Origin of the sequence: Paenibacillus elgii NBRC 100335, assembly GCF_004000865.1 — a bacterium.
GTDB lineage: Bacteria > Bacillota > Bacilli > Paenibacillales > NBRC-103111 > Paenibacillus_G > Paenibacillus_G elgii.
The window spans coordinates 77,083-86,519 of sequence record NZ_BIMB01000029.1 but is presented as its reverse complement, the minus strand read 5'-3'; the positions used below and the strand labels follow the sequence as shown (position 1 = coordinate 86,519).

12 protein-coding genes are annotated in these 9,437 nt (G+C 57.0%); 7 read left to right on the top strand and 5 right to left on the bottom strand.

Annotation, left to right across the window (positions count from 1 at the left end; all coding sequences use genetic code 11):
* A partial coding sequence (locus tag PEL01S_RS20795; RefSeq protein WP_164824302.1) for an ATP-binding cassette domain-containing protein occupies nucleotides 1-543 on the top strand: 543 nt, incomplete at its 5' end.
* Between the two features lie 4 nt (nucleotides 544-547).
* A complete protein-coding gene (locus tag PEL01S_RS20790; protein WP_063178429.1) occupies nucleotides 548-1,534 on the top strand; it encodes an ABC transporter permease in 987 nt (328 codons plus the stop codon).
* 99 nt (nucleotides 1,535-1,633) lie between these two features.
* Here the strand turns inward: PEL01S_RS20790 and PEL01S_RS20785 are convergent, their stop codons facing one another.
* The gene (locus PEL01S_RS20785; RefSeq protein WP_063178376.1) at nucleotides 1,634-2,044 is read right to left on the bottom strand and encodes a hypothetical protein; all 411 of its coding nucleotides are present in this window, start codon (nucleotides 2,042-2,044) and stop codon (nucleotides 1,634-1,636) included.
* Nucleotides 2,045-2,224: 180 nt separating this feature from the next.
* Here PEL01S_RS20785 and PEL01S_RS20780 point away from each other — a divergent pair, with 180 nt between their 5' ends.
* From PEL01S_RS20780 to PEL01S_RS34590, 4 genes are read left to right on the top strand one after another with little or no spacing between them, the layout of a single operon-like run.
* Entirely contained in the window at nucleotides 2,225-2,782 is a 558-nt protein-coding gene (locus PEL01S_RS20780; protein WP_127461660.1) for a helix-turn-helix domain-containing protein, read from the top strand.
* Nucleotides 2,783-2,787: 5 nt separating this feature from the next.
* Complete coding sequence (locus PEL01S_RS20775) at nucleotides 2,788-3,492, top strand: YhfC family glutamic-type intramembrane protease (protein WP_127461659.1); 705 nt, start codon at nucleotides 2,788-2,790, stop codon at nucleotides 3,490-3,492.
* Nucleotides 3,493-3,518: 26 nt separating this feature from the next.
* Complete coding sequence (locus PEL01S_RS20770; RefSeq protein ID WP_239551400.1) at nucleotides 3,519-4,295, top strand: YhfC family intramembrane metalloprotease; 777 nt, start codon at nucleotides 3,519-3,521, stop codon at nucleotides 4,293-4,295.
* A gap of 57 nt (nucleotides 4,296-4,352) precedes the next feature.
* On the top strand, nucleotides 4,353-4,490 hold the full coding sequence (locus PEL01S_RS34590; RefSeq protein WP_010495774.1) for a hypothetical protein: 138 nt from the start codon (nucleotides 4,353-4,355) through the stop codon (nucleotides 4,488-4,490).
* Between the two features lie 96 nt (nucleotides 4,491-4,586).
* Here PEL01S_RS34590 and PEL01S_RS20765 read toward each other — a convergent pair whose 3' ends face one another.
* Genes PEL01S_RS20765 through PEL01S_RS20750 form a run of 4 tightly spaced genes read right to left on the bottom strand, consistent with a single transcriptional unit; the run spans nucleotide 4,587 to nucleotide 7,607 of the window.
* Entirely contained in the window at nucleotides 4,587-5,243 is a 657-nt protein-coding gene (locus PEL01S_RS20765) for an amino acid ABC transporter permease (RefSeq protein ID WP_127461658.1), read from the bottom strand.
* Between the two features lie 30 nt (nucleotides 5,244-5,273).
* Nucleotides 5,274-5,933 carry an amino acid ABC transporter permease gene (locus PEL01S_RS20760; RefSeq protein WP_127461657.1) on the bottom strand — a complete coding sequence of 220 codons (660 nt, stop codon included), beginning with the start codon at nucleotides 5,931-5,933 and terminating at the stop codon, nucleotides 5,274-5,276.
* A 47-nt stretch (nucleotides 5,934-5,980) separates the two neighbouring features.
* Nucleotides 5,981-6,832 carry a glutamate ABC transporter substrate-binding protein gene (locus PEL01S_RS20755; RefSeq protein ID WP_127461667.1) on the bottom strand — a complete coding sequence of 284 codons (852 nt, stop codon included), beginning with the start codon at nucleotides 6,830-6,832 and terminating at the stop codon, nucleotides 5,981-5,983.
* A gap of 46 nt (nucleotides 6,833-6,878) precedes the next feature.
* Entirely contained in the window at nucleotides 6,879-7,607 is a 729-nt protein-coding gene (locus tag PEL01S_RS20750) for an amino acid ABC transporter ATP-binding protein (protein WP_127461656.1), read from the bottom strand.
* 272 nt (nucleotides 7,608-7,879) lie between these two features.
* Here PEL01S_RS20750 and PEL01S_RS20745 point away from each other — a divergent pair, with 272 nt between their 5' ends.
* Complete coding sequence (locus PEL01S_RS20745; protein WP_127461655.1) at nucleotides 7,880-9,352, top strand: CAP-associated domain-containing protein; 1,473 nt, start codon at nucleotides 7,880-7,882, stop codon at nucleotides 9,350-9,352.
* The last annotated feature ends 85 nt before the right edge of the window (nucleotides 9,353-9,437 follow it).

Sequence of the window (9,437 nt, the reverse complement as noted above, 5' to 3'; positions counted from 1 at the left end):
CTGAAGCTCCGCGCCCCGGCCGACGCCGTCCGCGCGGGGCTTGCGCTCATCCCGGAGGAGCGGCGCAAGCAAGGCGTGCTCGTCGAGCTGTCGGTGAAGGCGAATCTCGCGTTGACGCTCCTTGAGCGGCTCAGCCGGCTCGGCTTCGTCAACCGCCGCAAGGAGACGGAGAATGCGGACGCCCGCATCGCCGAGCTCGGGATTCAGCCGCCGAACCGGGAGCAGCAGGTCAAATATTTGAGCGGCGGCAACCAGCAGAAGGTGGCAGTCGGCAAATGGCTGCCGACGGACGCCGAGGTCTATTTGTTCGACGAACCGACCAAAGGCGTCGACATAGGCGCTAAAAGCGATATTTTCCGCTTGATCGGACGACTCGCCCAGGAAGGGAAAGGCATCGTGTATTTATCGTGCGAAATCGCGGAAATTCTCGGTATCGCTGACCGGATTCTCGTCATGAGCTACGGACGGATCGTGAAGGAGCTGTCCCGCGACGAAGCGACGCAGGAGAAAATATTGTACTATGCAAGCAGCGGGGAGGCATAAGCAAGTGAAAGGCAAATGGCTGGATGTTTCTTATAAATACGGGGCCTTGTTCATCATCGCCGCCGTCATTGCAATCTTTTCTATCGTCAACGAAAATTTCTTGTCCTACGACAACATGGCGGACATTCTCCGCTCCATCTCGATTGTGACGTTCATCGCGATCGGCGTTACCTTCTCGCAGATCGTCGACGGATTCGACCTCTCGGTCGGTTCTACCGTCTCGCTGACGACGGTCGTCACGGCGACGCTGATGGTCTGGTTCCAGTTCCCGCTTATCGTCGTACTCATTGTCCCGCTGCTGATCGGCATCGTCATCGGACTGCTCAATGCGCTCTTGATCGTCAAAGTCCGCATCCCGGACCTGCTGGCGACGTTAGCTGTCATGTACATCATCGGCGGTGTGCACAAAACGTATACCCAAGGCTTCTCGATCTATAACAACATGCAGATGACCGACGGAACGAAAGCGCCCGGCAAATTCACCGAGACGTTCCTCTGGATCGGCCAGGGCAAGCTGCTTGGCATCCCGGTGCCGGTCGTGCTGATGATTATCGCCGTCGTTCTCGTCCACGTCTTTCTGACGTACACCCGCTGGGGCCGCCAAATGTACGTGACCGGCGGCAACCAGGAAGCCGCGCGCCTCTCCGGCATCGCCGTCAACCGCGTGCGCACGTTCGCTTACGTGCTGTCCGGCATCTTCGCCGCCATCGGCGGCATACTGTTCGCCGCCCGCGTCGGCTCCGGCCAGATTGACGCCGGAGCGCCGCTGCTGATGGAGTCGGTCGCCGCCGTGTTCGTCGGCTTCTCCGTGCTCGGCGCAGGGAAGCCGAACGTGATCGGCACGTTTTTTGGCGCCGTCCTGATCGGCGTGCTGCTGAACGGGCTGACGATGCTCAACCTGCCTTACTATGCCTTTGATATCATCAAAGGATCGGTGCTTGTCCTGGCGCTTGCCATTACGTTCATTCATTTGACGCGGCGCCGCACTTAAAGCTTTTAAGTTCGCGTCTATGCCCGCTGCCGGCCGGAACACGCTTCCGTGCCGCAAGCGGGCATTTTTTTCCCGCACGCAGCAAACAGCAAGCAGCCTTCAGTCGAGCTTGGCCACGTGCCCCCGATGACGGCGGATCAGATCGACGATCTCGTCGTACTGCTCCTCGGCCACCTTCGCGCTCAGCGCGTAGCGGAGCTCCCGGTCATCCACGCCGTCGCCGTCTCTGTCGTGTCCGGCTTCGTCCAGCGTGCGGAAGCCGAGATAAGCCCCGGCTGCGGCCGCGCCGGTTGCGGCGATCGGTCCGACTTCGCTGCCCGCATAACCGACTCCGGCCGGAATCGTCCCCGTGCCTACGACAGCAATCGGAAACAGCAGCGGCGTATCCCGGTCCGGCGCCTCGTCCAACTGTCCGATTTCAACCTGCTCCACCCGGTACGTTTGCAGCTTGATCCGAACGTCCTCGGCTTCGTTTTCGGTATGAAAATAAGCTTGGATCGCTCTGCTCATCCTCCATCGCTCCTTTGTATGGAATGGCTTTCTCTTTTTCCTTACCCTATGTTGCCCGTTTTTACTCAAGCATGTCCGCTCTTTTCCTGTGTATCCCCCGCCTCCGTTACCCCCTAGACAAAAGGAGCACATTATATTATTATCATTATTGATAACGATAATGTAAGAGGTGAAGGCTGTATGAAAGACGCCAAAGCCGACCTGATTTTACATCCGGTCCGCTTCCGCGTTCTTGGGCTGCTGGTCGGCGGACGACGCATGTCCGCGCTCGAAATGGTCGAAGCGCTGCCCGACATTCCCCAAGCGACGCTGTACCGGCATTTGAACAAGCTGTACAAGGGCGGTGTACTGATCGTAGCCGACGAACGCCAGGTGCGCGGAACGGTGGAAAAAATTTATGCGCTGCCCGATAAGCAAGCCGTCCTGTCCGCGGCAGATTTGGCCCATGCCGACCGGGACGATAACCTGCGCTACTTCATGACGTTTGTCGCCTCGCTGGTGGACGATTACGGGCGCTATTTACAGCAGCCCGCCTTCGACTTGGAGGCAGACGGCGTCGGCTATCGGCAGGTGCCGCTATACTTGACGGACGAAGAGTTTGCCGAATTCGCTCAGGCCCTTCGCCCTCTGATTCGGGAAGCCATGACGAAGTCTCCCGAACCCGGACGACGGCGGCGCTTATTCACCACCATCTTCATTCCGGAGCCGCAAGCATCCGATTCGGAAGGAAAAGAGTGACGCTCATGAATCCAACCCGAACAACATCTAACGAACCGACCGACAACTACAAGCGTATCGGACGCCGCTTTTATATGGCGATTCCGCTTTATTTGGCCGTTCCCGCCGCCTTCTGGCTCGCTTTCCGCTATGCCGGACTTACGGCGGATTGGGCCGCCTTCGGGATCGGTGCGGCCGGTTGGTGGGCCGCGCTCCTGCTTCGCGGTCCGATTGCGCTGCTTGTCCGCAAGCAGCCGAAAGAGCGCGCCGGCCTGCTCGTCGCAGCCGCCTCCGGTCCGTTGGAGGAAGGCGTCCGGCTGCTGACGCTCTGGATCACCGGCTTCTCGCTCGACTCCGTCCTTTCCCTTGGTCAAGGCTGGGCGGCCATCGAGGTTGTGTTCGCCGTCGTCAACGGGATCGTCCTCGCCTCCATCATCAAGCGAACGGACGAAAAAGCGATGCAGGCCAAGGCGTTCCTCGAAGCGACCGGCCAAATGAACAGCTCGCCGCTATGGGGCGTACTGGAGCGCCTTTTCGCCAGCATGTTCCACATCGGCAGCACACTGCTGATCGCCCATATGCCATGGCTGCTCCTACTGATGATCCCGGCGCATACCGCATTCAACCTAGTCTCCGTCCGGCTGGCCAAACGGTCGCTGCCGCTGACAGAGCTGTTCGTAGCCGCGGTCGGAATCGTCACCTTAACAGCAGGTCTGCTTGTATGGCAATAAGACCCCGAGAAAGGAAGTGACCCCCCATGGTCAGCTCATGGTCCATTCTATTCATGATCACGACCGCCGTATTGTCTATAGGCGTGCCGGCAGCCTTATTTATCATTTACTACCGCAAAGAAAAGTTTTCGCTCAAAGCATTCGGCATCGGCATTCTGGTGTTTATCCTGTTCAGCCAGGTGCTAGAGAAGCTACTCCATGTTTACGTTCTGCAGGGCAATCCGTACACTGCAAGCCTCATGAGCCGAAATCCGCTGGCCTTGGCAACGTATGGCGCATTGGCGGCCGGCATCTTCGAGGAAGCCGGGCGCTACATCGCCTTCCGCTTCTGGCTTAAACGCAACCGGGAGCGGAAGGACGGCATCGCGCTCGGGCTCGGCCACGGCGGGATCGAAGCCGTGCTCATCGGCTTGCTGGGCAGCGTGCAATCGCTCTATATGTCGCTGCTGATCAATGCCGGACAATTCGATAAGCTGCTCGCTTCGGGCGCCCCGAGCGAACCGCTGCTCGCCGTGAAGTCGCTGCTGCTCACGACGCCCGCCTCGCATTTTGCCTTAGGCGGAATCGAACGGGTTGCCGCGCTGCTGATTCAGATCGCTATGTCGCTGATTGTGCTCTACGCCGTGCGCAGCCGCAAGCTGTTGTATTTGGCATATGCGATCGGGATTCATGCGCTGATCGACTTTTTGCCGGGGCTCAGTCAAGGAATGAAATTGAACATCTGGCTGCTGGAAGGCGTCGTGGCGGCTTTTGGGCTCGCCGCGCTGGCCTTCATCCTCAAATCGAAGGCTTGGCTAAAATGATGAAATAATTCCCCCCTCCTCTTGGTACGCTAACCAATAGAATGGAGGTGAGCAGCCATGACAGGAAGAAACAACAAGCCGGACAACGACGGACCGGCCAGCCAGCCGGGACGCTTGGACCAATTCGGCGACAAGCTGGCGGAGGAGACGGTATCCCGCGAGGCGGGCGCTTGCGACACCGGCAAGAAGAAGTAGCCTCGTAGTCCATGAAAAGTAGAACCGCTCGCCATCCCCCTTTCAAGGGAGCACAGCAAGCGGTTCTTTTTTGACATCCAACCAGTTTATTCCATTCTACGTTTGCCGGACTTCCAACCGCTTGGCCAACAGCGACAACACGTAGTTGACTACAAAATAGATCAGCGCTCCGGCGATAAAAACCGGGATGACCCAGTTCGGGTTTTTCGCAGCTACGATCTGCATATTGTGCATGAGCTCGGCGAGCACGATAACCGTCGCCAGCGACGTATCCTTGAGCAGCGAGATGAACTGGCTGACGAGCGGCGGCACCATCCGGCGCAACGCCTGCGGCAAAATCACATGCCACAAAGCCTGAACGTAGGTGAGCCCCGACGAACGGGCCGCTTCCATCTGCCCCTTCTCGATTGACAGCAGTCCGCTGCGGACAATCTCGGCAATCATCGCCGCTTCGAACACGGTAAGCGCTACGATTGCGGCGTACTCGGCATTTTGGAACATTTTCAGCCCGACCTCGGGCAGCGCAAAGCGCGTGAAAAAGATAATGAGCAGGAGCGGCAAATTGCGGATCGTCTCTACAGCCACCGCCAGCGCCTGAGAAAGCACGGGAACGCGCGCATATCTGAGCGTGCCGACGAGAGCGCCGAGGATAAAGCTGAATATGACCGAGAAAAAGGCCACTTTTAACGTCACATAAAGCCCCTGCATCAGAAACTTGAGATTTTCCGGGGCGTAGGCTCCGGCGAAGTCCATGTCGCTTCCCCCTTCCTCCCGCGCCGGGCGTTAGAACGCCATCCGTTTCTCCAAATATCGGACGCCCAAGCTTAACGGAATCGTCAGCGCAAGATAGAACAGTGCGATAAAAATGTAGACGCTGAACGTGACGAACGTCTGCGTCGAAACGATGTCGCCGAAGTACATCAGGTCGAGACCTGCGACGACGCCCAGCACGGACGTATTTTTGACCAGGTTCAAAAATTGGTTGCCGAGCGGCGGAACGACGATTTTGATCGCTTGCGGGAGCACCACGTGACGCATGGTTTGCAAGTACGTCAGCCCCGACGAACGTGCGGCCTCCGTTTGACCCTGCGGAACGGCCAGGATGCCCGCCCGGATCGCCTCGGCAATGAAGGCTGCCGTATAGATCGACAGCGCGATCGTCCCCGACGTAAAGCCGTCGAACGGCAGACCGAGCGTCGGAGCCGCCAAATAAATCAACAGAACGATCAGCAGCAGAGGAATGTTGCGGATAAACTCGACGTATGCCGTGCCTAGCCAGTTAAGCGGCTTCAGCGGAGCCATCCGAAATATGGCGATAACCGTTCCCAAAATAAAGCTTGCCAGCAGCGCGATCATGCTCGCTTTGACCGTATTGCCGAAGCCGAGCATGTAGGTATCCCAATGCTTGATCAAAATATCGAACCGCAAAAGCTGGTCGTTCATGTCCGGTTGAGCCTCCCTTCGGACAACAAGGATATAAGCTTGGCTTGTTATTTCGCCGGCTTTTCTCCGAACCACTGCTCATAGAGTTTGTCGTATTCGCCGCTCGCGTTCATGTCCTTCAGGAACTTGTTGACGTAAGCGACAAACTCGCTGTCGCCCTTCTTGATCGCCATCCCGTACGGCTCGTCGGTGAAATTGCCCCCGGCGAGCTGGAAGTTCGGGTCCTGCTTCACCATCCCGAGCAAAATCGCATTGTCCGTGGTCAGCGCATCGCCTTGACCGGCCTTAAGCGCGGTGAACGCGTCCTGGTAATTGTCGAACTCAAGCACCGTCGCTTCGGGCGCTTTGGCCCGAATGTTGACCGCCGACGTGGAGCCTTTGACCGCCATAACTTTCGAGCCCTTCTTCAGATCGGCGATCGACTGAATCGCGCTGCCTTTCTTCACGAGCAGCGACTGGCCCGCTTTGAAATAAACATCGGTGAAATCGACCTGCTGCTTGCGCTCTTCGTTGATCGTCATTGTGGCAATGATGATATCGATTTCGCCGTTTTGCAGCATCGGAATGCGCGTTTTGGAGGTAACCTCCTTCAGTTCGACCTTCGTTTCGTCGCCCAAAATGCTTTTCGCCAGCCGCTTGGCCATATCGATGTCGAAGCCTTCGACCTTGCCGGTGCCCGGATCTTTCAGCCCGAACAGCTTCGTATCGTATTTGACCCCGGCTACAAGCTTGCCGCGTTTCTTAATCGCTTCAATTGTAGAAGCAGCCGCTTCCGGCTTCGCGGGCGTTCCGCCTCCGGCCCCCGGCTGCTCCGCCGGTTTGGTGCCGCAGCCCGCCATCATCGTCATCATAAGCATCGAAACGAGCGTTAAGGAAAACAGCTTCTTCATTTTCAGCATTTTCACAATCCAGTCTCCTCTCCATGTTAGGAATTCGAAAATCAAATCAGTGATTCAACACCCGGCTAAGGAACGTGCGCGCCCGCTCCTCGCGCGGACTCTCGAAAAATTCGGCCGGAGGCGTCGTCTCGAGAATTTGCCCTTGATCCATAAAGACAATCCGGTCGGCCACTTCGCGGGCAAAGCCCATCTCGTGGGTGACGACGACCATCGTCATGCCTTCCTGGGCCAAGTCGCGCATGACGTCGAGCACTTCTCCGATCATCTCCGGATCGAGCGCCGACGTAGGCTCGTCGAACAGCATGATCTTCGGCTTCATGGCGAGCCCGCGCGCAATCGCCACGCGCTGCTGCTGTCCGCCCGACAGCTGCGACGGATAAGATTTTGCTTTTTCGGGAATGCCGACTTTGTTCAAATAAATCATAGCCGTTTCTTCGGCCTCCTGACGCGGGAGACCGAGCACCTTCATCGGGGCCAGCGTGATGTTCTCCAGCACCGTCCGGTGCGGATACAAGTTAAAATGCTGGAATACCATGCCGATGTTGCGCCGCAGGCTGTTGATGTCGGTTTTCTTGTCGTGTACCTTGATCTGGTCTACCGTCAGCTCCCCTCCGGATATCGTCTCCAGCCGGTTGATGCAGCGGAGCAGTGTGCTTTTTCCCGAACCGGACGGTCCGATCACGACAACGACCTCGCCTGCTTCAATCGTCAAATTGATGTTTTTCAATACGTGAAAATGACCATAGTGCTTGTTCACATCCTGGAATTGTATCAAGACGCTACCCCCTTTGTGCATGTCGGCTTTGAAGGATGATGCTTTTTTGTCCTACGGTCTCAGATTAAGTATGCGGGCTCGCCGCCAATTATGACTGGGCAATCGAAGTTTCGCCCAACAGCAAGCGCTTTCATTTCAACTTTTTATTTCGTTTGCCCGTCTTCCGCCCCCTTTGTGCCGCCTTTGCTGGTTAAGATTAACATAGACAAGGAAAGAAACGGCTTATATAGTTAATGGAAACGATATCATCTTAGGCAAAAGGAGAATGCGCTTTGAACAAACGTTGGTTAACTTATGCTCTGCCCATTGCCCTGAGCCTCGCTTCCGTCTTTTCCGCTTCCATTCCTTCGCATGCCGCCGACGCTTCCGCGTTTACCGATACAAGCCGTCACTGGGGCGCCGACACGATCTCGTGGGCGGTGAAAAACGGCATCGTCAACGGTTACGAGGACGGAACGTTTCGTCCGAATGCCGACGTCTCCGAGCCGGAATTTCTCGCGATGCTGCTGCGCGCCTATCCGGACAATGCTGTCCCCACGCCCGACTCCGGTGCGCCGTGGTACGAGCCTTATTATTCCTATGCTACTGCCCGCCATTGGCCGCTGCTCCAAAATACGGACCGGAATTCCTACAATCGCGGCCATGTCGCCCGGCTGATCGCGGCAACGCAGCAGCAAGCGCTTAATTTGAACGATTCCATCCGCTACTTGCTCGATAAAGGGCTGTCCCGGGGGAAAACGGCTGCGACCGTCGAAGGCTACAAAGCGGCGGATCACCTGTCGCGGGCGGAAGCGGTTCAATTCATCCGCAATCTGAAGCAAAACGTTTCCGCACTCCGTCCCGCCCCCGATACTTCCAAGGAAGCACCGGACGTTCCGGTGGCCTCCCAAGCTCAAGCCGTCGTCTCGGTCAAAGGCGTGGCCATCGGTGATTCCGCCGATGCAGTCGTGCAGAAGCTCGGGCAGCCTGCGCGTAAAGACGCAAGCGAATATGGCTTCCAATGGTATATATACAACCAGGACTATAAAGATTATGCCCAAATCGGCGTCAGCGGTGGCAAGGTCGTTGCCTTGTATTCGCCTTCAGCCAACTGGCGAACGGACCGAGGAATCGCCGACGGCTTGGGCAAAGCCGAAGTCGAGAAGCAGTACGGTCGTCCGGTTTCTTATATTATGAAGGGAAATACCCGCTTCATGATTAATTACGGCCAAGGCGAATATGGCACGTACGAAATCGCCGGAGCTTATGTCACCTTTTTTTACGATATTTATCGCGACAATACGGTCACGGGCTTGCAGGTCATCGAGAAACCGACGGAGCAGGCGTTTGCTTCCTTTTATCCGGAAGGCAGCGACGCGCTCGCACGCTCGTTCGAGCTTGAGAGCTTTGATCTTGCGAACGCCACCCGAGTGAAGCTCGGTTTGCAGCCGTTCGTCTGGGACGACAAAGCGGCCGACACAGCCCGTAAGCATAGTCAGGATATGGGAGCCCAAGGCTACTTCGACCATAACGATCCGAGCGGACACAGCCCGTTCGACCGGATGAAGCAGGACGGCATTACTTACCGTGCGGCAGCCGAGAATATCGCCGCCGGACAAGCCAGCGCCATCTTCGCGCACCATGGCTGGATGAACTCGGAGGGCCACCGCAAAAACCTTCTGAGCGATATCAAGCGACTTGGCGTAGGCGTCAGCTTTGGCGGCTCGATGCACATCTACTACACACAAAACTTTTACACTCCCTAACCCCGTTTGAAACAGCAAACGCCCCGTTCTCGACGATAAATCGCCGGAACGAGGCGTTTTTGCATGGATGCGAGGCTAGAAGTCC

Bases quoted from the DNA above. Each gene is read 5' to 3' on its own strand.
- PEL01S_RS20785 (WP_063178376.1), bottom strand. From the start codon at position 2,044: ATGAGCAGAGCGATCCAAGCTTATTTTCATACCGAAAACGAAGCCGAG.
- PEL01S_RS20780 (WP_127461660.1), top strand. From the start codon at position 2,225: ATGAAAGACGCCAAAGCCGACCTGATTTTACATCCGGTCCGCTTCCGC.
- PEL01S_RS20775 (WP_127461659.1), top strand. From the start codon at position 2,788: ATGAATCCAACCCGAACAACATCTAACGAACCGACCGACAACTACAAG.
- PEL01S_RS20770 (WP_239551400.1), top strand. From the start codon at position 3,519: ATGGTCAGCTCATGGTCCATTCTATTCATGATCACGACCGCCGTATTG.
- PEL01S_RS34590 (WP_010495774.1), top strand. From the start codon at position 4,353: ATGACAGGAAGAAACAACAAGCCGGACAACGACGGACCGGCCAGCCAG.
- PEL01S_RS20765 (WP_127461658.1), bottom strand. From the start codon at position 5,243: ATGGACTTCGCCGGAGCCTACGCCCCGGAAAATCTCAAGTTTCTGATG.
- PEL01S_RS20760 (WP_127461657.1), bottom strand. From the start codon at position 5,933: ATGAACGACCAGCTTTTGCGGTTCGATATTTTGATCAAGCATTGGGAT.
- PEL01S_RS20755 (WP_127461667.1), bottom strand. From the start codon at position 6,832: ATGCTGAAAATGAAGAAGCTGTTTTCCTTAACGCTCGTTTCGATGCTT.